The following is a 22,978-nucleotide window of genomic DNA, read 5'->3' on the forward strand; positions in this document are numbered from 1 at the left end:
GGTGAAAGAGAGGCATTCGATGATGAAAGCTACAGGTATTGTTCGACGCATTGATGATCTTGGCCGTGTGGTCATTCCGAAAGAAATTCGCCGTACCCTTCGTATTCGTGAAGGAGACCCGCTTGAAATATTTGTGGATCGTGACGGCGAAGTGATTTTGAAAAAATATTCACCTTTTACAGAACTCGGTGACTTTTCCCAGGAGTATGCAGAAGCACTTCATGACAGTTTAAACTATTCAGTGCTGATCTGTGACCGTGATACAGTCATTTCGGCTGCCGGTGTTAAAAAGAAAGACTTCGTAGAACGAAAAATCGGCCCGGTAGTCGAATCGGTTATTCAGGAAAGACGCTCAGCTGAGAGCAGTGAGCAGCGCAGCGTAGAATTCGCGGATGGCCGCACGGTAGAAGCTCAATCGTATTTTATTACGCCGATTATTGCGGCTGGTGATACGATCGGAGCAGTTGCCCTGTTTTCAGAAGACCGCACGGCAGGTGAAGCGGAACAAAAAGCCGCTTTTGTCGCAGCTTCTTTTTTTGGGAAACAAATGGAACATTAACCCGGACTCCCGCCTTGGGAGGCCGGGTTTTTCTTTTCAAAGCAGAAAAAAATCAGTAAAGTAGTCACTGAGGTGGTTGCGTGAATTGGGAAAAATCATTTTTAAAAGGGGCTTTTTTATTAACAGCCGCCGCATTGTTTGTGAAAGTATTAAGCGCGGTGTACCGGGTTCCTTTTCAAAATATCGTTGGAGACACCGGCTTTTATATTTACCAGCAGGTGTATCCGTTTTATGGGATTGCAGCGGGGCTTGCAGTATCTGGATTTCCAGTGGTACTTTCCCGGCTGACATCAAGTACGGATGAACGAAGAGAGAGGGTCATCGTCCATACGGCCTTTATAACGATTGGGGCGATGGGCTTCGCTGCTTTTTTGCTGCTTTTTTTGGGTGCCGGCTGGATCGCCCAAGCGATGGCAGATGAAGCGTTGAAGCCGCTTATCCAGTGCAGCGCCCTGTTTTTTTTAGTTGTTCCGTATATTGCGGTTCGGCGGGGTGCATTCCAGGGAGCGGGGAACATGGTGCCGACCGCTTCTTCTCAAATGATTGAACAGTCGGTACGGGTTGCAGGAATTTTGTTCTTTTCTTTTTTTATTGTTTTTTCAGGCAGGTCGCTTTATGATGCGGGTCTTGGTGCCGTTTTTGCATCGCTTTTAGGAATGGCCGCTTCTGCCATTGTATTGTGGAAACACAGCAGAAAGGGCCGGCAGGCGATTTTATTTTTGCTTGACCGCCGGACGGCTGTTCAAGTAGCACTGCATGGGACGGCTGTTTGTATGTCTGCCCTAACGCTCGTTCTGCTTCAGCTGGCCGACTCGTTTCAAGTATACAGCGGTCTTCTTGCTGCTGACATGATAGAAACAAGCGCTAAAGCGTGGAAAGGTATTTTTGACCGCGGCCAGCCTATGCTTCAGCTCGGTGTAACCGCAGCCGTTTCTATTTCTCTTACGATTGTGCCGCTTATTTCAAGAGCGCGTAAGGAGCAAAACAAACAAGCGGAGGCTTCTTTCAGCCAGCTGGCACTTCGGGTGAGTTTTGCGCTGGGGCTGGCTGCTTCAGCCGGCTTAGCGGCTGTTATGGTGCCTCTTAATGTGATGCTGTTTAAAACGGCTGATGGATCAGGCTTTCTGGCCGTTTTCGGTTTATCGATCTTTTTTTATTCGATCATGGCAACGATGAACGCCGTTTTTCAAGGGAAGGGAAATGACTGGGTGCCGGCCGCTGGAACGGTGTTAACTGTTGTTGTGAAGTGGGGGGGCAATGCGCTGTTGATTCCGCTCTGTGGCCTTTACGGTGCAGCCCTTGCGACAGCGGGATCTCTTTTAGCCGGTGTTTGCTTTTTAATCATCATGTGGAAAAGAAAGCGTGAGCCGTTTTTACCTTTCGTGTTTATGTGGAAAACCACAGCAGCGGCTTCTTTAATGGCAGGTCTTGTTTTTCTTTTTGTACATGGCATGGTTACGCCCGAATCAGGAAGACTCTGGAGTGGCGTGGCGGCTGTAAGCGGAGCACTGCTCGGCGCCTGTTTGTTTTTGGTTTTCATGGTAAAATGGAGAATATGGAATGATGACGATTTGCGTATCCTGCCGTTCGGCGAAAAATGGATCAAACGAGCAGGAATGCGGATAAGAAGGAAGTGATAGACAGTGACGAACCAAATTACGATTGTCGGTCTTGGCGCGGCGGATTTGAACCAGATGCCGCTTGGCGTTTATCGGCTTCTTAAAGAAGCAGAGGTCGTTTGGCTGCGAACGAAGGAGCACCCGGCTGTAGCAGCGTTAGAGAAAGAAGGCGTCCGCTTTCAAAGCTTTGATGCCATTTATGAAAAGCACGGCCGGTTTGAAGAAGTATACGATGAAATCGTAGCAGCACTGCTTCAAAAAGCAGAGCAGGGACCCGTCCTTTATGCAGTTCCGGGTCACCCAATGGCCGCGGAAAGAACGGTGCAGCTTTTATTAGAACGAAAGCAGAAAGGTGAAGCAGAGGTCGTCATTGGGGGAGGACAGAGCTTTCTCGATGCTTTATTTACAAGCGTTGGAATCGATCCAGCAGATGGCTTTCAGCTGCTCGATGGGACGGCTCTAAACCGTGACGACATCCGAATTGCTGGCCACTTGATTATTGCCCAGGTATACGACGCTTTTGTTGCCTCTGATGTGAAGCTGACACTGATGGAGAAGTATCCGGATGAGCATGAAGTAACGGTCGTGACAGCGGCGGGAAGCGAGCAGGAAACGGTGCGCAAGGTGCCGCTTTACGAGCTGGATCACGGTATGGAATTAAATAACCTGACGAGCGTTTATGTACCGCCTGTCCAAAGAGAAGAAGATACGTACCGGGAATTTTCTGTCCTGCGCGGGATTATTGCGCGCCTCCGGGACCCAGAAGGCGGATGCCCTTGGGATATCAAACAGACACACGCTTCGCTGAAAAAGTACCTGCTTGAGGAAACATATGAATTGTTTGAGGCAATCGACAACGAAGATGATGAAGAAATGGCAGCTGAGCTCGGTGATGTTCTGCTTCAAGTGCTTCTTCATGCACAAATCGGGGAAGACGAAGGCATGTTTACGATTGAAGACGTGATTGCATCCACATCTGCCAAAATGATTCGCCGGCACCCTCACGTGTTTGGTGATGCAACAGCTGAAACGGCTGAAGAAGTCAAAGTAAACTGGCAGGAAATCAAAGCCGCTGAAAAAGGGAACAAAGAAGAACGAATCCTGGACGGCATTCCAAAAGGGCAGCCAGCGTTGATGGAAGCATATGATCTTCAGAAAAAAGCGGCGAAAACAGGCTTTGACTGGCCGGACGCAGAAGGCGTCATTGAAAAAGTAAAAGAAGAATGGGCTGAATTTTTAGCAGAAACCGAAACAGGTCAGCCAGACCGGCTTCGGGAAGAATTTGGCGATGTTTTATTCACGTTGATCAACGCAGCGCGGTTTTGGGATATTCATCCGGAAGAAGCCCTTCAAGCGGTTAACCGTAAATTCCGGCGCCGCTTTGGGTTTGTGGAAGACAGGGTGAAAGAAACCGGACGTCCATTTTCTGATTTTACCTTAAAAGAATTAGATGAATTTTGGGATTTGGCCAAAGGAGAGGAACGAGCATGAGACTTGATAAATTTTTAAAAGTATCCCGCATTATTAAACGGCGCACACTGGCAAAAGAAGTAGCTGACCAGGGGCGTATTCTCATTAACGGCACGGAAGGAAAAGCAAGTTCCAACGTAAAAGTGGGAGATGAGCTGACGGTCCGGCTCGGCCGCCGTGTCATGACTGTAAAAATCGAAAAGCTGGTCGATACAACGAAAAAAGAAGAAGCAGCCGGCATGTACACCGTATTAAAAGAAGAACACATTGGCGAATAAGAAAAAGCACCCGTTTCAGGCGGGTGTTTTTTTCATGAAAGCCCCTTGCTGTGCATAGGATGTCCATAAAGGGGATGGATGCAATGGATATGAAACAAGGCCATACCGTAAAAATGGACGGGCGTAAAATGATTGAGATGACAGGCGTCATTCAAGTGGAGCGATTTGACAGCACAGAATTTGTGCTTGAGACCATTATGGGAAAACTGAAGATCCGCGGCACTGGTTTAAAAATGAAATATTTTGACACAGTGAATAAATCAGCAGCCATTGAAGGGCGCATTACTGCTTTTATGTATGTGGAAGGCGGTATGGGCAAATCATTTTTTAGACGGTCGACATGAATATTCACGTACAATTTGATACAGCTCTCGCGATGGTCAGCATGGGCGTTTGTTTTGGGCTGCTGCTTGAATGCTACCGCCGTATTCGTCCCAAAAAAACCGGTCTGGTATTTGTAACAGATGTATTGTTTTGGATTTTGTATGCGATCTTGCTGTTCACTTCCCTGTACAAAGTAAATGATGGTATTGTTCGGCCGTCTTTTTTCCTTTTTTGGACGGCCGGCTGCCTGATGTATGGCACATTTCTGCGCCGGTTTTTTCTTCCGCTCGTAGATGGTCTTTTTTTCTCGATTCGTTTTTTGTATCGAATGATTTCAGGAATCATCCGTATCTTTCTTGTTGCTCCGCTTCTTTTTGCCGTAAAATGTATCCTTTCTCTTGCCAGAATGAGTAAGTTTCTATTATCATGGTTGGTAAAGGTAGTGATCGTGCGGCCATGGACGGCTATACGCCGTCCGAAAAAATAAAAGCGGAGGAACATTGATGCGCGGATTCAATAAAGAAAAAGTAGCTTCCTTAAAAAACGCCTTTGTCCTAAGTGAAGAAAGAAAATCAATGTTTAAGATGAAGCACAAACAGAAATTAATGCGCAGACTGGCGGCTTTTGGTGTAGTGGCATTGATCATTTTAGGTACGGTGTCATCTGCTTTGTTCTCACAAATGGGCAATTTAAATGAGAAGAAAGAAGAGCTGGCAAAAGCAAAACAGTCACTGGCTGAACTAAAGCAGCAGCAAAAAGAGTCGGAGGAAGAGCTAGTCCGGCTGCAGGATGATGAGTATATTGCGAAGCTTGCTCGGAAAGAATATTTTTATTCAGAAGATGGAGAAATTCTCTTTAATATTCCGGAAGATGAAGAAAAAGCCAAAGATACAGAATAGTAAAGAAAGCATGTCATGTTGACACGCTTTTTTTACGTACTATAATAATAAGTAAAGTTCGAACAATTTTAAGGAGGAACAATTTTTTTATGTCAATCGAAGTGGGCAGCAAGTTACAGGGTAAAGTAACCGGCATTACAAAATTTGGCGCATTCGTACAATTGCCGGAAGGTTCGACGGGTCTTGTTCATATTAGTGAAGTGGCGGATAATTACGTCAAGGACATCAACGACCATCTAACTGTTGGCGATGAAGTGGAAGTAAAAGTTTTGAATGTGGAGAAAGACGGTAAGATCGGCTTATCGATTCGTAAAGCAAAAGATAACCCGCCACCGCAAACGCAATATCGTCCGCGTCCACAACGCCAGGGTGATTTCCGTCAAAAAGGACCGCGCGGCGGCCAGCCGCCTGTCGAGAACTTTGAATCGAAAATGGCCCGTTTCTTGAAAGATAGCGAAGAACGCATTTCAACGTTGAAGCGTCAAACAGACTCACGCCGAGGCGGAAGAGGCGGAAGACGCGGATAACGCTTGCTCCCTGTCGATCTCAATAAATGTGTACTAAGCATAAGCACTTATTTTTAAAGTCCCGAATACTATAATTCGGGGCTTTTTTATTTTTTATTGGGGAAAAGGGGGATTGCGTTTTGCTTATTCAACATCTATACGTTGAGCGTCGTTCTGCGGCATTAATAAAACCGTTTATTACGGCATTAAGAGCGGTTACCTCCATTGAGTTTATAGTGGTTCGCCTTTTGCTGGAGGATGGGACAGAAGGCATTGGGTCTGCTGCACCAACGATGGTGATTACGGGAGACTCAATTCAAAGTATGCAAGCGGCTGTTCAAACGATCATCTCTCCCCTCCTGATAGGCAAAGAAGTGAATGATATCAGGGCGCTCTCACAAGCGGTTCAGCAATCCTGTGTAGGAAACACGAGTGCCAAAGCAGCTGTAGAAATCGCTTTGTTTGATGCTTATGCTAAAGGAATGAACATACCGCTTTATCAAGTGTTTGGCGGTAAAACCAACGTCCTTCAAAACGATCTGACCATCAGCATCAATCAAACCAGCATGATGGTGAAGGATGCAGTCGATGCTGTTCAAGACAGGTTTACTGCATTGAAAGTAAAAGCCGGGCTGAATGCAGACGAAGATCTTAAAAGGATTGCGGCTATTCGTGAAGCCGTTGGAGAAGCCATTGAAATCCGCGTGGATGCCAATCAAGGCTGGACAAAAAAAGAAGCAGTGCGCATCATTCACCGATGGCAGCATGAGGGACTGAATATTGCAGTGGTTGAGCAGCCCGTAGCAGCGGGAGATCTGGAGGCTTTAAAATATGTAACAGACCGTGTTGAAACGCCGATTATGGCAGATGAAAGTGTTTTTTCGCCCGAGCAGGCAATGGAGCTCGTGCAAAGAAAAGCGGTAGATTGGCTGAATATTAAGCTGATGAAAACAGGAGGTATTGTAAGAGCTTTGCAAATCGCAGACATTGCACAGGCAGGCGGAGTTCCCTGTATGATCGGAAGCATGATGGAAAGCAGTATTAGCGTGATGGCTGCTGCTCACTTGGCCGCTGCCCATCCAAATATTAAAAAAATCGATCTGGATGCGCCGCTGTGGCTTGAGGAAAGCCGCGTAAAAGGTTTTCCTTTTAACGGACCGGCGATTATGCTGGGTGAACAGCCGGGCATTGGCTATCACTTTTTAAAAGATGGTAAAGAAAAGGGGACATAGTATTCTCTTTAAATATCCGAAAAAAAGCAAAAAAAAAGACCGGCAAGCTTTTGCCTGCCGATCTTTTTGCTATATGACCCCTACGGGATTCGAACCCGTGTTACCGCCGTGAAAGGGCGGTGTCTTAACCGCTTGACCAAGGGGCCGTTATAGAAATAAAGTATGTCTGGCTTTAACGGCCAGCTCCTCAAGTTGTAAGCAGTGAAGTCTTACGTCTGTTGGAGCTGGACAATCGTTTCAGCTCTTCTTTTATAGCGGCGGAGGGGATCGAACCCCCGACCTCACGGGTATGAACCGTACGCTCTAGCCAGCTGAGCTACACCGCCAAGTTGTGGTTGTCTGTAACAGCACAAAATCTATAATAATGGCGGGGCGAAAAAAAGTCAACACTATTTTCGAAATTTTTTCATTCTAATTTTGTCGAACGATTTTTCTTGCCTATTTCCTTCGTTTGACAAAGTTTTGACAATCAATCTTTTATACTTCTCGATAACGATTAAAAGGGAGTGGTATTGTGCAAAGAGCGGAGCTGGGAATGACAGGAGAAGCGGTTCTAGGCCATGGATGGGGAAAAGGGTTTGCAGGAAAAACGGCCTTTGTTTTGCTGGATCGTGGATGGATTTTAGTGCCGGCCGGCTTTTTGTTTGGACGGGCACTGCTGCTTTCGCAGCTGTCGCCATTCGCGCTTGCCTTTTTTGCGGCCGTCTTTATGTTGAAGAAAGAAGTCGCCCCTCGGGTATTTTTAGCTATACTAGCCGGAGCGCTTACGATTTCGCCTATTCAAGCATCAGTGGCTTTCACTTTATTATTTTGCTTTCTGATCGTTCATCGGGTGTTTCGATCTCTTCATAAGGGAGAAATAGCGCCTGTTCCATTCTTTGTTTTTTTTACAACACTCGCTGTGAAAAGTGTTTTTTCTTATATTATAAACGGATCCCAGTTTGTGCCTGCATATGATCTGGTGCTGGCGGCTGTAGAGGCCTCACTTGCGTTTGTGCTGTCGCTTATCTTTATGCAGTGTATGCCGTTTTTATCCCTTTCCGGACGAATTCGGACATTGAAAACGGAAGAATGGATCAGCTTGTTAATTGTTTTCGCTTCTGCCGCGACCGGTATGGCCGGCTGGGTGGTTGGGGGGCTGGAAGCCGATCATATTGCTGCCCGCTATTTAGTTACAGTGGTTTCTTTCTTATCTGGTGCCGCATTTGGATCGGCAGCGGGTGTAGTCAGCGGACTGGTCTTAAGCCTTTCGGGCGTAAATGATTTTCATGAAATGAGCATCCTGGCTTTTGCGGGCCTGCTCGGGGGGCTGTTTAAAGAGTGGAGGAGGGGCGGTGCGATTGCGGGATTGATGACAGCCACTGTCCTTGCTGGTTTTTATGGAGAAGGCAGCCTGACCAATATGGATGCCTTATACGAATCAGCCATTGCGGCTGTCCTATTATGCTTAACGCCAAAAGCCTGGACAGACCACCTGTCAAAATTAATACCAGGCACAACCGAACATTCGATTGAGCAGCAGCGCTACCTGCGGAAAGTACGGGATGTGACAGCCAATCGGATGGAACAGTTTTCGGATTTATTTGATGCGCTTTCAAAAAGCTTTTCTCAGTCGGGCCATTTTCATGAAACCGCTGAACGGGAAGTGGACCTGTTCCTCAGCGGAATCACAGAGAAAACGTGTCAGACCTGCTTTAAGAAAGAGCAGTGCTGGGCCTATCAGTTTGATGAAACGTACAAGCTGATGAAAGATATATTGGAAGACGCCGACCAAGGGGCTGACGCGCTTTCTCCTCATTTAGCAAAAGAGCTGGAGCAATACTGCTTCCGTCCAGCCAGAGTTGAAGCAGAGATTCGCTCGCAGCTGACCTATTACCGGGCAAACAAAAAGCTGAAGCAGCAAATGAGAGAGAGCCGGACAATTGTCGCTGATCAGCTTGAAGGCGTTTCAAAAGTGATGCAGGATTTTGCCGCTGAAATGAAACGGGAGGAAGAAACACATATTTCTCAGGAAGAAAAAATCACAACAGCCATTGAATCGTTTGGAATGGAAATCACGGATATCAGTGTTTTTAGTGTTCAAAAAGGTGCGATCGATATTGAGATGACGCTTCCTCATTCAAAAGTGCACGGAGAGAGCGAGAAAATTATCGCACCCATTCTTTCTGACCTGCTGAACGAATACATCATTGTGGTAGACGAGCAGCAGGATGGCTCTGGTGTTCGGAGCGTGTTTCGTTCGGCTAAAGCTTTTCGCGTTGTAACAGGCCTTGCCCATGCAGCAAAAGGCGGCGGCTTAATTTCAGGGGACTCCTTTTCTGCTATTGAAATCGGGACAGGAAAATTTGCTCTGGCGATCAGCGATGGAATGGGAAATGGAGGACGGGCCCACGACGAGAGCAGCGCAACGATCAGCCTGCTGAAGCAAATTCTTCAGTCAGGTATTGAAGAAACAGTAGCTGTAAAGTCGATTAATTCCATTCTTTCTCTTCGGACGAATGATGAGGTGTTTTCTACGCTTGATTTGGCGATTATTGATTTGCAGGATGCCCGCACGGTCTTCTTGAAAGTCGGTTCCTCACCAAGCTTTATTAAAAGGGGCAGCCAGGTCATCAAAGTAGAAGCCGGCAATGTGCCGATCGGTATTTTACAGCAGCTTGAAGTGGAGACGGTCCATGAACAACTGAAGTCAGGAGATTTACTGATTACGATGAGTGATGGTGTGTTTGAAGGACCTGAATTTATCGAAAACGCCGACGTATGGATGAAGAGAAAAATTAAATCTATTGAAACCAATGATCCACAGGCGTTTGCTGATTTATTAATGGATGAAGTGATGCGGGCGCAGTCCAATGAAATCCGGGATGATATGACGCTTTGTGTAGCACGTGTTGAACACAATGTACCGGAATGGGCGGCCATTCCTATTTATGACATTGAGCCGTCTGCAAAAACAAAAAAACGGTCTGCAAGACGCCGGGCTGTATAAAATTCCCCTTTTCAGTCGAATATGAAGAAAACGAGTGAAAGGCGGGCGTAATCATGAAAATGGGCACGATGAGGCAATTGCTTTTACTGACGGACGGCTGTTCGAATACAGGGGAAGATCCAGCAATGATGGCCGCTTTTGCCCGGCGGCGTGGTATTACCGTCAATGTGATTGGGATTGTCGATGGAAACGGAACGGATCCAGGACTTGCTGAGATTGAAGCGATCGCCAAAGCGGGAGGGGGAGAAAGCCGGATTGTGCAGGCAGCGGCCCTGTCAGAGACCGTGGTAAATGTGACAAGGCAGGCGATGACAGGCACTATTTACAGCATTATTAACGAAGAACTGCGCGGTATTTTAAACAAAGAAGCGAACGTTGAGTCTCTGCCGCCGGCTACAAGAAGCGAGATTGCCGAAAAGGTGGAAGACATTAGCGAAGAAGCAGCGCTTGAGCTGCTCGTTCTGACAGATATGAGTGCCAGTATGAAGTTAAAGCTGCCGGCAGTAAAAGAAGCGCTGTATGATCTTTCTATGTCAATGCAGTCACGTATCGGCCCATCTTCTTTTTCGCTTTGGACATTTCCAGGGAAATATAGTGCAGCAGAAGAGCGGATTGGCTGGACCAACGATGCCGGTAAATTAGCAGAGTCATTTCCGCAGCTTCTGTCTGGAGGTATCACACCGACTGGACCGGCTATTCGCCAGGCGCTGTCTTCCTTTATGGAAATGAGCGAATACGATGAAAAATCGATATGAAGCAAGCCCCGGTGAACAGATTAAGGGAAAATGGACGGGGCATGTATGGCGAGTCGAGCGGGAAATTGGCCGCGGAGCGAATGGAATTGTTTATCTTGTAAGAGGGTCGGCTGGACGAGCTGCACTCAAATTTGCAGATTCCGCTTCTGTTGCGTCTGAGACAAATGCTTTAACAGCACTTGAGCGGGTCAGGGGAGCATCTCCCGGCCCTTTTTTCATTGAAGCGGACGATCTGGAAAAAGAGGGTGCTGTTTATCCATTTTTTTTAATGGAGTTCATTGATGGACCGATGCTTCATACATTTATAAAAGGCAAAAAAGAAGAATGGGCCATTATTTTATTAATCTGGCTTCTTACCTTTTTGGAGTCCCTTCATCGGCTGGGACATGTAATGGGTGATTTGAAGCCAGAAAATTTCATTGTTGTCAGCCAAAAAGCGATTCGGGCTGTTGATGTAGGAGGCATGACAAAGTTTGGGCGGTCTATCAAAGAGTACACAGCGCTTTATGACCGGGCGGCATGGCAGGCCGGAACAAGAAGAGCTGAACCCGCGTATGACTTGTTTGGAGCGGCAGTGCTCACGGTTTCCCTCCTTCATAAACAGGCTGTGCAAAGGGCACTCGGGCATATCGACGATCTAAAAAGCATCGTTCAATTGTCTCCAGCCCTGCAGCTGATTGAGCCTGTTTTATTCAATGCGTTTGCAGGCAAATACGAGAGTGCCTCCGCTATGAAAAGAGACTTGCTTCTCTGCTTTGCGAAAACAAAAACAAAAACAAGGACAAGAACAGGAAGACAAAAAAGAAAAACCTTTTGGGCAGGAAAATGGTTCGTACTGGCAGGCGCTTTGGCCGCCATCTTGATGCTGTTTTTGTTACACTAAAAGAAAACGCAGAGAGGCGGCGCAGGAGCTGTGCATTTTTTTGAAGAAAGTATTAAGCGGTTTATCGAGAAAAAAGAAATGATAAAAAGGGGAGATCATGTAGCTGTGGCCGTTTCAGGCGGAGTGGATTCAATGGTGCTTCTTTCTGTTTTGCATAAGCAGCGGAACCGGCTTGGCATTACGGTGAGTGCTATCCATGTGGATCATATGCTTCGGGGGGAGGAATCGTATGAGGATTTTCGTTTTGTAGAATCTTTTTGCCAGAAGCATGCTATTTCTTTTTTTGGCCGCCAGGCAGATGCCGGCCGGAAAGCGAGTGAAAGCGGTATGGGTATTCAAGTCGCAGCCAGAGAAGTGCGTTATGCCCTTTTTCGAGAAGGAATGGAGAAGCTTGGAGCGAATAAACTGGCGACGGCCCATCACGCAGATGATCAAGCGGAAACGGTGCTTATGCAGCTGTCGCGGGGCGGCCACACGCACTCTGGCATGCCGGCTGTGCGGCTTTTTGCGAGCGGCATGCTAATCCGTCCTTTGTTATGTGTGGAAAAGGAGGAAATTGCTGCCTACGCGGCGAAGCATTCTATTTCATATAGGGAAGATCCGAGCAACGCAAAAAGTACGTATACGAGAAATCGATATCGTCATCAGCTTCTTTCGTTTTTAAAAAATGAAAATCCAAAAGCTGCGGTGCACATTGGCTATTTTGCCCAAGATCAGCAGGAAGACGAACTTTTTTTACAGGCGATGGCCAAGGAAAAAATAAAGAATATGGCGGTCTGGAAACAGGAATCGGTTTCGCTGCAAATTGAACCGTTTCGCGAGGTGCCTTTGCCTTTACAAAGAAGGGCGATTCATCTAATATTAAACTATCTTTATCATGGAAAAACAGCGTTTTCTTTCCTACATATTCACCATATTTTACAACTGCTTCAATCAACTGCCCCATCAGGGAAACTAAACCTTCCATCACGCCTTTCCGTACGCAAACTAAACGAACAGTGTGTCTTTGCTTACGAAGCGGATGACAGGCCGAATAACAGAACTGATTTGTTATTTGCCGAAGATCGGCTGTACAGGCAGGATGCCGGCACATTTAAGCTGGAGGAAGCCAGTGAGTGCCCGGACGGAGCAGAGTGTTTTCGTTTGAAGCCCAACACGCCTCTTCCGCTTTCGATTCGGATGCGGCAGGATGGAGATCGAATTCAGTTAAAAGGAATGAGCGGTTCGAAAAAGCTTGCACGGCTTTTAATCGATGAAAAGATTCCCCTTGCCTTTCGTGACCGCGTTCCAGTGGTAACGGATGCAGATGGTACGATTCTTTGGATACCGGGAATCCGCAAGTCAGTTCATGAAGGTGACGGGCCGCTGCTGTTGATTTATGAAAAGGAATGAACCAACTTTGGGAGGAAAATCTATTGCTACGTAACGATATTGAAGAAATATTAATTTCGGAAGAAGAAATACAAGAAAAAGTGAAAGAGCTCGGAGCGCAGCTCACTGAAGAGTATAACGACCGCTTTCCACTTTTCGTTTGTGTGTTAAAAGGCGCTATGCCGTTTATGTCTGATTTGGTTAAGCGGGTCGATACGCATCTTGAAATGGATTTTATGGACGTGTCAAGCTACGGATCTTCAACCGTATCGTCTGGGGAAGTGAAAATTGTTAAAGATTTAAACACTTCCGTAGAAGGCCGTGATGTCTTGATTATTGAAGACATTATCGACAGCGGATTAACATTAAGCTATCTGGCGGAGCTGTTTCATTACCGGAAAGCAAAATCTGTGAAGATTGTCACGCTTCTGGATAAACCAACCGGCCGAAAAGCGAAAATTAAAGCAGATATGATCGGCTTTACGGTACCGGATGCATTCGTTGTCGGCTACGGTCTTGATTACGCTGAACGCTACCGGAACCTGCCGTATATCGGTGTTTTAAAGCCATCTGTTTACACGGCAGCCGAAGAGGAATAAGGGAGCCGGATGAATAGGCTAAAAGAAGGTTCAAATAGTTGTAAGGCCAACTTTTTGTGTGATAACATTGCATATAGTCAGTTTTTCTCGGGAGGAGGTAAGGGATGAACAGAATTTTTCGCTACACCATATTTTACCTATTGGTTTTTCTTGTTATTATCGGCGTTGTGAGTTATTTCAATAACAACAACGCGCCAACAAACAATGTCACATACAATGAATTCCTGACATATCTTGAGCAGGATGACGTTGAAAAATTTACCATTCAGCCTGAGCGCGGTGTTTATGAAATACGTGGCCAATTAAAAGGGGCAGAGGACAATGAAATGTTTGTTGCGTATGCAACAGGCAATGACTCTACTTTAAACCGCATTAATGAAGCGTCTCAAAACACACAGGCAGAAGTTCTTCCAGCGAAAGAAACAAGCGGATGGGTGCAGTTCTTCACAACCATCATCCCATTCCTTATCATTTTTATTTTCTTTTTCTTCTTACTGAACCAAGCGCAGGGCGGCGGTGGCGGCCGTGTGATGAACTTCGGTAAAAGTAAAGCTCGTCTTTACAACGATGAAAAGAAAAAAGTCCGGTTTAACGATGTAGCCGGCGCAGATGAAGAAAAGCAGGAGCTTGTCGAGGTTGTAGAATTTTTAAAAGACCCGCGTAAGTTTTCTGAGCTTGGCGCCCGTATTCCAAAAGGGGTTCTATTAGTTGGACCTCCAGGTACCGGTAAAACTTTGCTTGCCAAAGCGGTAGCCGGAGAAGCAGGCGTACCATTCTTCTCCATCAGTGGTTCCGACTTCGTTGAAATGTTTGTCGGTGTCGGGGCTTCCCGTGTTCGTGATTTGTTTGAAAACGCGAAAAAGAATTCCCCTTGTATCATCTTTATCGATGAGATTGATGCGGTGGGACGTCAGCGTGGTGCTGGTCTTGGCGGCGGTCACGATGAGCGCGAACAAACGCTGAACCAGTTGCTTGTAGAAATGGATGGCTTCAGTGCCAACGAAGGAATCATTATGATTGCCGCAACAAACCGCGCAGACATTTTGGATCCAGCCCTTCTCCGTCCAGGCCGTTTCGACCGTCAAATTACGGTTGACCGTCCAGACGTAAACGGCCGTGAAGCAGTTCTGCGTGTACATGCGCGTAACAAACCGCTTCACGAATCAGTAGATTTAAAAGCGATTGCTCAGCGGACGCCTGGATTCTCCGGTGCGGACCTTGAAAACTTATTGAACGAAGCAGCGCTTGTGGCTGCCCGTGCCGATAAAAAGAAAATTGACATGAGTGATGTGGATGAAGCGACGGATCGTGTAATTGCCGGTCCAGCGAAAAAGAGCCGGGTGATTTCCAAGAAAGAACGGAAAATCGTGGCATTCCACGAAGCTGGTCATACTGTAATCGGACTTGTTCTTGATGATGCCGATATCGTGCATAAAGTAACCATTGTCCCTCGTGGCCAGGCAGGCGGCTATGCCGTAATGCTTCCAAGAGAAGACCGCTACTTTATGACAAAGCCGGAACTTTTGGATAAAATCACGGGCCTTCTTGGCGGCCGTGTAGCCGAAGATATTATTTTCGGGGAAGTGTCAACAGGAGCTCATAACGATTTCCAGCGTGCGACAGGCATTGCCCGCCGTATGGTGACGGAATTTGGTATGAGTGACAAGCTTGGACCGCTTCAGTTCGGACAGTCACAGGGACAGGTGTTCCTTGGCCGTGACTTTAACAGTGAGCAAAATTATTCTGATCGGATTGCCTATGAGATTGATACGGAAATCCAGACGATCATTAAAGAGTGTTATGAGAGAGCGAAACAAATTCTAACAGAGAACCGTGATAAGCTCGAACTTATTGCGAATACACTTTTAGAAGTTGAAACGCTTGATGCAGCACAAATTAAGCATTTATCAGATCACGGAACGCTGCCGGATCGTAATTACAGCGATAACCAAAGCAAAACCGTGAAAGACAATGCAGGTCAAGCGGGTGAAACAGCGCAAACACCGGCAACTGAAACAACCAATCTGCCGGCTGAGCCAGCTGATCAACCAGAAGTGCGCGACGATCTTCAAAATCCACCGAACAATGGTGGACCGAAAGCATAATCATAAAGACGCCTGAAAAGCATTTCTTTCAGGCGTCTTTTCTCTTCTTTTCGGGAAGTGTATGTTATGATAAAACACGAAAATTAGACGGACAGGTGTGGTGAAGGTGATTTTTGTACTGGATGTAGGGAATACCAATACTGTGCTCGGTGTATACAAAGGGGAAACGTTAAAACATCACTGGCGCATTGAAACGAACCGGAATAAAACCGAAGATGAATACGGCATGATGATTAAAAGCCTGTTTCAGCATGATGGCCTGCAGTTTGAACAAATTGAGGGCGTGATTATTTCTTCTGTTGTTCCGCCAATTATGGCAGCACTCGAGCGCATGTGTGAAAAGTATTTCCACACAAAGCCGCTTGTCGTCGGACCAGGTGTGAAGACCGGTTTGAATATTAAATATGAAAATCCACGTGAAGTTGGAGCCGACCGGATTGTAAACGCAGTGGCCGGCATCCATGAATATGGCACGCCGATCATTATTGTTGATTTTGGAACAGCGACGACCTATTGTTATATCGATGAAAGCAGCCATTATATGGGCGGTTTGATTGCACCGGGCATTGGCATTTCTACAGAAGCCCTTTATACAAGAGCTTCTAAGCTGCCACGTATTGAAATTGCCCGTCCGGAAACTGTAGTGGGGAAAAATACGGTTTCGGCTATGCAGGCCGGCATTTTATACGGCTATGTAGGCCAGGTTGAAGGAATTGTCAGCCGAATTAAAAAGGAATATAACGCGGACCCTACTGTTATTGCCACAGGCGGTCTTGCTGGGCTGATTGCAAAGGAATGCAGCATGATTGATGTAGTGGATCCTGATTTAACGTTAAAGGGCCTTCGGTTAATTTATAAGCGAAATACCCAATAAGAGAGGAAGAGGACTGTGAGCGATTATTTAGTAAAAGCATTAGCTTTTAATGGACAGGTTCGTGCGTATGCAGTGGATACAACGAAAATGGTCGGGGAAGCGCAAAGAAGACATGCTTCATGGCCGACTGCTTCTGCAGCGCTTGGACGTACAATGACAGCAGGCGTCATGATGGGTGCGATGATGAAAGGTGAAGAGAAAATCACCTTAAAAGTTGAAGGGAATGGTGAAGCTGGTCCCATTCTTGTAGACAGCGATGCGAAAGGCAATGTACGTGGCTATATTACGCGCCCGCAAACGCATTTTGATTTAAATGAACAAGGGAAGCTGGATGTGCGCCGGGCGGTCGGCACAGAAGGAATGCTGACTGTCGTCAAAGACTTGGGCCTGCGTGAAAATTTCAGCGGCCAGACGCCGATCGTCTCTGGAGAATTGGGCGAAGATTTTACGTACTATTTCGCTGTTTCTGAACAGGTTCCTTCCTCTGTGGGGGTAGGTGTGCTTGTGAATCCAGATAATACAATTTTAGCTGCCGGCGGATTTATCGTGCAGCTGCTGCCGAATACCGATGATGCAACGGTTACGATTTTAGAGGAGCGCATCACAACGATGGAGCCGATCTCAAAACTGATCGAACGTGGATTAACGCCCGAGCAAATTTTGATTTATATCCTCGGTGAAGAAAACGTTAAGTTTTTAGAAACGATGCCAGTCCAGTTTAACTGCAAGTGTTCAAAAGAACGCTTCGGAAACGCAATCATCAGCCTGGGACGCGAGGAAATCCAGGAAATGATCAATGAAGACCATGGAGCAGAAGCGCAATGCCATTTCTGTAATGAGAAATACCAATTCTCTGAAGAAGAGCTGGAGCAATTAAAGCAAGAAGTGTAAAAGTAAAAAAACCTGCCTATAAAGGCAGGTTTTTTTATAGCTGCCCCGAACTTAAATTAAAGTAATTGACTTTTCGCTAAAAAGCTGGTAAATTCTATATAACCAATAAAAATACTCGGCATTTAACTGGAGGTAACAAATTCATGGTACGTGTGGCGAATTCAGTAGCAGATTTAGTTGGTCAAACACCTGTTGTAAAACTAAACAATGTGGTGGGCGAAAACAGTGCAGATGTTTACGTAAAACTTGAATATATGAACCCGGGCAGCAGTGTAAAAGATCGTATTGCGCTTGCGATGATCGAATCAGCTGAGAAAAAAGGCAGCCTGCAGCCGGGCGGTACACTTATTGAACCGACAAGCGGAAACACAGGAATCGGTCTTGCAATGATCGCAGCTGCAAAGGGCTATAAAGCGATTTTAGTTATGCCTGAAACAATGAGCATGGAGCGCCGCAACCTTCTTCGCGCTTACGGTGCAGAGCTTGTGCTTACACCAGGTCCTGAAGGCATGGGCGGTGCGATCCGCAAAGCAAAAGAGCTTGCAGAAGAGCACGGCTACTTTCTGCCTCAGCAATTTGAAAACGAAGCAAACCCTGAGGTTCACCGCTTAACAACAGGAAAAGAAATCACAGAGCAATTTGATCAGCTTGACGCGTTTGTATCGGGTATCGGTACAGGCGGTACCATTACAGGAGCAGGACAAGTGATCAAAGAAAAATGGGAAAATGCCAAGGTTTTTGCAGTAGAGCCGAAAGATTCACCGGTTCTTTCAGGCGGAAAGCCAGGTCCTCATAAAATTCAAGGAATCGGTGCAGGCTTTGTACCAGCGATCCTTGATACACAAATTTATGATGAAGTCATTCAAATTGATAACGACACAGCATTTGAAACAGCGCGCCGTGTTGCGCGCGAAGAAGGAATTCTTGGCGGGATTTCATCTGGTGCCGCCATTGCAGCTGCGATTCAAGTCGCTGAAAAGCTTGGCAAAGGCAAAAAAGTATTGGCGATTCTTCCATCAAACGGAGAGCGCTACTTGAGCACACCGCTTTATCAATTCGATTAATCGAGCTTCGGCCAGACTGCTAAACGCAGTCTGGCTTTTTTTCGTGTTAAAATAAGAAATGGAAAAGGAGCGGTGCAAAAATGAAGGCAGGAAAGTTCATTCTTAATTTTGAAGAAGCGATTCACGTAATGGGAATTTTAAATATTACACCCGATTCGTTTTCGGATGGCGGCCGTTACAACGAGAAGGAAGCAGCCGTACAACGTGCCGTACAAATGGTTGCAGACGGTGCACGCATCATCGATATCGGCGGTGAATCCACACGTCCGGGCTATACACCGGTTTCTATTGAAGAAGAAATCAGTAGAACGGTCCCTGTTATTGAAGCTGTATCTCGGGAAGTGGACGTCCCTATTTCTATAGATACATTTAAAGCGCGTACAGCCGAAAAAGCAGTAGAAGCAGGTGCGTCCATTATTAATGACATTTGGGGAGCGAAAAAGGAGCCGGACATTGCCGCGGTGGCGGCCCAAAAGCAGGTGCCGATTATTTTAATGCACAATCGTGAAGAAAAGAATTACACCAGCTTTATGAAGGACTGCTTAAACGACCTGGATGAAAGTATTACAATTGCCAAAAAAGCGGGAGTAGCCGATGACCAAATTATCGTCGATCCGGGCATTGGGTTTGCCAAAACAATGGAGCAAAACATTGAAATGATGCAAAACCTTGATCAGATTGCTGCTCTTGGTTATCCTGTTTTGCTCGGCACCTCGCGTAAACGGGTAATCGACTATGTTTTGAATGTGCCTGTAGAAGAACGGATGGAAGGAACGGGCGCTACCTGCTGCTTTGGAGCGCAAAAAGGCTGCCGCATTATGCGGGTACATGACGTTAAGCCAATTGCCAGAATGATGAAGATGATGGATGCTTTAATCGGAAAGGAGCCGGATCGTGGATAAGATATACGTTACAGGAATGGAGTTTTGGGGCTATCACGGTGTATTCCCGGAAGAAAACAAGCTTGGCCAGCGGTTTAGGGCTGATGTAACCCTGCACGTTTCTTTAAAGAAAGCGGGTCAAACCGATAACCTGGAGTATTCCGTTAATTATGCAGACGTCTACCATGCATGCAAAAAAGTCATTGAAGGCGAGCCGGTCAAACTTGTTGAAACATTGGCGGAGAGAATCGCTGCCAGCATTTTAGAAGATTTTTCAGCTGTGAAGTCCTGCACGGTGAAAATTATAAAGCCGGATCCTCCTATTCCAGGTCATTACGACTTTGTTGCTGTTGAAATTACACGGGGGCGCGAAGAATGATCCACGAAGCCTATTTATCACTCGGCACCAATATGGGAAACAGGGAAGACCAGTTGAGAGAAGCTGTTCGTCAGCTGCAGGAGCAAAAAAGCCTGCGGCTGCTGGCAGTCTCTTCTATTTATGAAACAGATCCTGTCGGCTTTACGGATCAGCCGTCTTTTTTAAATATCGTAGTTAAGCTAAAAACATCCATGACACCGGATGAACTGCTTGCAGCCTGCCAGGAAATCGAAAACAAACTAGGTCGTGAGCGGATCGTTCGATGGGGTCCACGTACAATAGACCTTGACATTTTACTGTATAATCACGACAATATTAAATCAGATAGTCTTATTATTCCTCACCCGCGAATGACAGAACGTGCTTTTGTGCTCATTCCGCTGGCAGAAATAGATACAGCAATAACGCTTCCTGGTACAAGTTTGCCGCTGGAGCAATACGTAAAAAATGTGCAAGGGAAAGAAGGCGTCAAGCTATGGAAAACAGCAGACGCCTTTTACCGCTTGTGAAAATAGAAAGGTGATTGTACATGTTCAATATCGGACCGGTTGAAATCAAAAACCGGGTAGTGCTTGCGCCGATGGCTGGCATATGTAACTCTGCTTTCCGTCTTACAGTTAAGGAATTTGGCGCCGGCATGGTGTGCGCTGAAATGGTTAGTGACAAAGGGATTATTTTTCAAAACGAGAAAACAATGAATATGCTTTATATCGATGAGCGTGAAAACCCGCTTAGCCTGCAGATTTTTGGCGGCGAAAAAGAATCGCTCGTTCAAGCGGCAAGCTTTGTTGATAAAAATACAAACGCAGATATTATCGATATCAATATGGGCTGCCCGGTTCCAAAAATCACAAAATGTGATGCTGGAGCTAAATGGCTGCTTGATCCAAATAAAATTTACGAAATGGTTTCTGCAGTCGTAGATGCGGTAGACAAGCCAGTTACGGTAAAAATGCGTATGGGCTGGGATGAAGATCATATTTATGCAGTTGAAAATGCCCGTGCAGTAGAGCGTGCCGGCGGCCAGGCTGTTGCGCTTCATGGACGTACGCGTGTACAAATGTATGAAGGCCATGCGAACTGGGATATTATTAAAGAAGTAAAACAGGCTATTAATATTCCGCTGATCGGAAATGGTGATGTTCAAACGCCACAGGATGCTAAACGTATGCTAGAGGAGACAGGCTGTGATGGCGTTATGATCGGCCGGGCGGCGCTTGGAAACCCATGGATGATTTATCAAACAGTTCAATACCTTGAAACAGGTGAACTAATTGGGGAACCAACACCTCGTGAAAAAATTGACGTATGCCTGCTTCATTTAGATCGCCTGATCGGCTTGAAAAATGAAAACGTAGCTGTACGTGAAATGAGAAAGCATGCGGCTTGGTACTTAAAAGGAATCCGTGGAAACGGTAAAGTGCGTAAAGAAGTTAATGAATGTGAAACACGTGACCAGCTTGTAACACTGCTGACCACATTTGTAAATGAAGTAGAAGAAAAAGAAGCGTCCAATCAGGCGGTTTAATTAGGAGTGAACGGAATGAGTGAAGAATTAAACGACCAGTTGTTAGTCAGAAGAGAGAAAATGCGGGCATTGCAGGAAAAAGGCTTAGACCCGTTTGGCGGCCGTTTTGAGCGGAGCCACACAGCGGAAAGCGTTGCTGCTGAATTCGAATCGTTTTCGAAGGAAGAGCTTGAAGAAAAAGGGGCGGAAGTAGTCGTTGCCGGCCGTATTATGACAAAACGCGGTAAAGGAAAAGCTGGATTCGCTCACGTACAGGACTTAACTGGACAAATTCAAATTTATGTACGAAAAGATGCAGTAGGTGAAGAACAATACGATTTGTTTACTTCAACAGACCTTGGCGACATTGTGGGCGTGAGAGGGAAAGTGTTTAAAACAAACGTAGGTGAGCTGTCTGTTAAAGCAACAGAATATGTGTTTTTAACAAAAGCGCTTCGTCCGCTTCCAGACAAGCACCATGGGCTGAAGGATGTTGAACAGCGTTACCGTCAGCGTTATTTGGACTTGATCACTAATCAAGAAAGCCAAAAAACATTTATCACACGCAGCCGTATTATTCAGTCAATGCGTCGCTATCTTGATAACAACGGCTATTTAGAAGTGGAAACACCAATGATGCATGCGATCGCTGGTGGAGCTGCAGCTCGTCCGTTCGTCACTCATCATAATGCACTTGATATGGAACTATATATGCGGATTGCGATTGAGCTGCACTTAAAGCGTCTAATCGTAGGCGGTATGGAAAAAGTGTATGAAATTGGCCGCGTATTCCGTAACGAAGGTGTATCGACACGCCACAATCCTGAATTTACAATGATTGAGCTGTATGAAGCATATGCAGATTATAAAGATATCATGAGCTTAACTGAGAATTTAATTGCTCATGTGGCGCAGGAAGTGCTCGGTACGACAACGATTCAATATGGAGAAGATACGGTAGAATTAAAACCAGAATGGCGCCGTCTTCATATGGTGGATGCAGTAAAAGAATATACAGGCGTTGATTTCTGGAAAGAAATGAGCGATGAAGAAGCACGGGCACTTGCGAAAGAACACGGCATTGATTACAAAGAAACGATGCAATATGGACATATTGTCAACGAGTTCTTTGAGCAGAAAGTAGAAGAAGAGCTTGTTCAGCCTACGTTCATTTATGGACATCCGGTTGAGATTTCACCACTGGCGAAAAAGAATCCGGAAGATCCTCGTTTCACGGATCGTTTTGAGCTGTTTATCGTTCGTCGTGAACACGCTAATGCCTTCACAGAGCTCAATGATCCAATTGATCAGCGTGAACGGTTTGAAGCGCAATTAAAAGAGCGTGAGCAAGGAAATGATGAAGCGCATGAAATGGATGATGATTTCGTCGAAGCACTGGAATACGGTATGCCTCCAACAGGCGGTTTAGGTATCGGTATCGACCGTTTGGTTATGCTTTTAACGAACGCTCCATCTATTCGTGACGTTCTTCTATTCCCGCATATGAGACATAAAGATTAATAAACAAATCTCCGGTGAAAACACCGGAGATTTTATTTTGGAAAAAACTTTTAAAAAAAGCTTGCGTCGGATGAATCACGGTGGTATATTTATATTCGTTGTCAGCAACATAGAACAACAAACTTAAAAAATATTTCAAAAAAGTGATTGACATCATTTAAGAGGAATGTTAAGATATTAAAGTCGCAAATGACACATTGAACATTGAAAACTGAACAAAATCAATAAAAACGTCAACGTTTTAATTTTTATCTTCCATTAAAAACACCCCG

The 22,978-nt window shown here is 45.9% G+C and carries 23 protein-coding genes and 2 tRNA genes; 23 read left to right on the plus strand and 2 right to left on the minus strand.

Annotation, left to right across the window (positions count from 1 at the left end; translation table 11 throughout):
• The first annotated feature begins 22 nt into the window (after positions 1-22).
• The 9 genes from spoVT to RG959_RS20885 all read left to right on the plus strand — a co-directional run bounded on the left by spoVT (position 23) and on the right by RG959_RS20885 (position 6,887).
• Positions 23-559, plus strand: a complete 537-nt coding sequence (gene spoVT, locus RG959_RS20845; protein ID WP_242237073.1) for a stage V sporulation protein T — start codon at positions 23-25, stop codon at positions 557-559.
• A gap of 80 nt (positions 560-639) precedes the next feature.
• Positions 640-2,196 carry a putative polysaccharide biosynthesis protein gene (locus RG959_RS20850; RefSeq protein WP_342798759.1) on the plus strand — a complete coding sequence of 519 codons (1,557 nt, stop codon included), beginning with the start codon at positions 640-642 and terminating at the stop codon, positions 2,194-2,196.
• 6 nt (positions 2,197-2,202) lie between these two features.
• Entirely contained in the window at positions 2,203-3,669 is a 1,467-nt protein-coding gene (yabN, locus tag RG959_RS20855) for a bifunctional methyltransferase/pyrophosphohydrolase YabN (RefSeq protein ID WP_342798760.1), read from the plus strand.
• Complete coding sequence (locus tag RG959_RS20860) at positions 3,666-3,926, plus strand: RNA-binding S4 domain-containing protein (protein WP_342798761.1); 261 nt, start codon at positions 3,666-3,668, stop codon at positions 3,924-3,926. Before yabN ends, RG959_RS20860 begins: the two co-directional genes overlap by 4 nt.
• Before the next feature lie 83 nt (positions 3,927-4,009).
• The gene (locus RG959_RS20865) at positions 4,010-4,270 is read left to right on the plus strand and encodes a YabP/YqfC family sporulation protein (RefSeq protein WP_242237028.1); all 261 of its coding nucleotides are present in this window, start codon (positions 4,010-4,012) and stop codon (positions 4,268-4,270) included.
• A complete protein-coding gene (yabQ, locus tag RG959_RS20870; protein WP_342798762.1) occupies positions 4,267-4,737 on the plus strand; it encodes a spore cortex biosynthesis protein YabQ in 471 nt (156 codons plus the stop codon). The genes RG959_RS20865 and yabQ overlap by 4 nt, the downstream gene beginning before the upstream one ends.
• A 16-nt stretch (positions 4,738-4,753) precedes the next feature.
• Entirely contained in the window at positions 4,754-5,149 is a 396-nt protein-coding gene (locus RG959_RS20875; protein WP_242237034.1) for an FtsB family cell division protein, read from the plus strand.
• Positions 5,150-5,238: 89 nt separating this feature from the next.
• Complete coding sequence (locus tag RG959_RS20880) at positions 5,239-5,676, plus strand: S1 domain-containing RNA-binding protein (protein ID WP_050183679.1); 438 nt, start codon at positions 5,239-5,241, stop codon at positions 5,674-5,676.
• 119 nt (positions 5,677-5,795) lie between these two features.
• Positions 5,796-6,887: a dipeptide epimerase gene (locus tag RG959_RS20885; protein WP_342798763.1), complete on the plus strand. Its 1,092-nt coding sequence runs from the start codon at positions 5,796-5,798 to the stop codon at positions 6,885-6,887.
• 74 nt (positions 6,888-6,961) lie between these two features.
• Here the strand turns inward: RG959_RS20885 and RG959_RS20890 are convergent.
• Both RG959_RS20890 and RG959_RS20895 read right to left on the minus strand, forming a co-directional pair.
• A tRNA-Glu gene (locus RG959_RS20890) sits at positions 6,962-7,033 on the minus strand.
• Between the two features lie 106 nt (positions 7,034-7,139).
• Positions 7,140-7,213, minus strand: a tRNA-Met gene (locus RG959_RS20895).
• A 188-nt stretch (positions 7,214-7,401) separates the two neighbouring features.
• On the opposite strand from RG959_RS20895, the gene spoIIE reads away from it, so the two are divergent.
• From spoIIE to lysS, 14 genes are all read left to right on the plus strand, one after another.
• Positions 7,402-9,876 carry a stage II sporulation protein E gene (gene spoIIE, locus RG959_RS20900; RefSeq protein ID WP_342798764.1) on the plus strand — a complete coding sequence of 825 codons (2,475 nt, stop codon included), beginning with the start codon at positions 7,402-7,404 and terminating at the stop codon, positions 9,874-9,876.
• 53 nt (positions 9,877-9,929) lie between these two features.
• Positions 9,930-10,631 (plus strand): vWA domain-containing protein, encoded by a 702-nt coding sequence (locus RG959_RS20905; protein ID WP_315693627.1) that lies wholly within the window; start codon positions 9,930-9,932, stop codon positions 10,629-10,631.
• Positions 10,615-11,514, plus strand: a complete 900-nt coding sequence (locus RG959_RS20910; RefSeq protein ID WP_342798765.1) for a protein kinase domain-containing protein — start codon at positions 10,615-10,617, stop codon at positions 11,512-11,514. Before RG959_RS20905 ends, RG959_RS20910 begins: the two co-directional genes overlap by 17 nt.
• A 30-nt stretch (positions 11,515-11,544) precedes the next feature.
• Positions 11,545-12,906: a tRNA lysidine(34) synthetase TilS gene (gene tilS / locus RG959_RS20915; RefSeq protein WP_342798766.1), complete on the plus strand. Its 1,362-nt coding sequence runs from the start codon at positions 11,545-11,547 to the stop codon at positions 12,904-12,906.
• A gap of 23 nt (positions 12,907-12,929) precedes the next feature.
• Positions 12,930-13,484 (plus strand): hypoxanthine phosphoribosyltransferase, encoded by a 555-nt coding sequence (hpt, locus tag RG959_RS20920; RefSeq protein WP_309091489.1) that lies wholly within the window; start codon positions 12,930-12,932, stop codon positions 13,482-13,484.
• 104 nt (positions 13,485-13,588) lie between these two features.
• Positions 13,589-15,589: an ATP-dependent zinc metalloprotease FtsH gene (ftsH, locus tag RG959_RS20925; RefSeq protein ID WP_342798767.1), complete on the plus strand. Its 2,001-nt coding sequence runs from the start codon at positions 13,589-13,591 to the stop codon at positions 15,587-15,589.
• 106 nt (positions 15,590-15,695) lie between these two features.
• Positions 15,696-16,463, plus strand: a complete 768-nt coding sequence (locus RG959_RS20930; RefSeq protein ID WP_251274019.1) for a type III pantothenate kinase — start codon at positions 15,696-15,698, stop codon at positions 16,461-16,463.
• A gap of 15 nt (positions 16,464-16,478) precedes the next feature.
• Positions 16,479-17,354 (plus strand): Hsp33 family molecular chaperone HslO, encoded by an 876-nt coding sequence (hslO, locus tag RG959_RS20935; RefSeq protein ID WP_342798768.1) that lies wholly within the window; start codon positions 16,479-16,481, stop codon positions 17,352-17,354.
• 143 nt (positions 17,355-17,497) lie between these two features.
• Positions 17,498-18,418: a cysteine synthase A gene (gene cysK, locus RG959_RS20940; protein WP_342798769.1), complete on the plus strand. Its 921-nt coding sequence runs from the start codon at positions 17,498-17,500 to the stop codon at positions 18,416-18,418.
• An 80-nt stretch (positions 18,419-18,498) separates the two neighbouring features.
• Complete coding sequence (gene folP, locus RG959_RS20945; protein ID WP_342798770.1) at positions 18,499-19,320, plus strand: dihydropteroate synthase; 822 nt, start codon at positions 18,499-18,501, stop codon at positions 19,318-19,320.
• The gene (gene folB / locus RG959_RS20950) at positions 19,313-19,678 is read left to right on the plus strand and encodes a dihydroneopterin aldolase (protein ID WP_342798771.1); all 366 of its coding nucleotides are present in this window, start codon (positions 19,313-19,315) and stop codon (positions 19,676-19,678) included. Before folP ends, folB begins: the two co-directional genes overlap by 8 nt.
• Positions 19,675-20,187, plus strand: a complete 513-nt coding sequence (folK, locus tag RG959_RS20955) for a 2-amino-4-hydroxy-6-hydroxymethyldihydropteridine diphosphokinase (RefSeq protein WP_342798772.1) — start codon at positions 19,675-19,677, stop codon at positions 20,185-20,187. The genes folB and folK overlap by 4 nt, the downstream gene beginning before the upstream one ends.
• 20 nt (positions 20,188-20,207) lie before the next feature.
• A complete protein-coding gene (dusB, locus tag RG959_RS20960; RefSeq protein ID WP_342798773.1) occupies positions 20,208-21,206 on the plus strand; it encodes a tRNA dihydrouridine synthase DusB in 999 nt (332 codons plus the stop codon).
• Between the two features lie 15 nt (positions 21,207-21,221).
• A complete protein-coding gene (lysS, locus tag RG959_RS20965; protein WP_342798774.1) occupies positions 21,222-22,706 on the plus strand; it encodes a lysine--tRNA ligase in 1,485 nt (494 codons plus the stop codon).
• The last annotated feature ends 272 nt before the right edge of the window (positions 22,707-22,978 follow it).

Origin of the sequence: Domibacillus sp. 8LH (assembly GCF_038806185.1) — a bacterium.
Lineage (GTDB): Bacteria > Bacillota > Bacilli > Bacillales > Domibacillaceae > Domibacillus > Domibacillus indicus_A.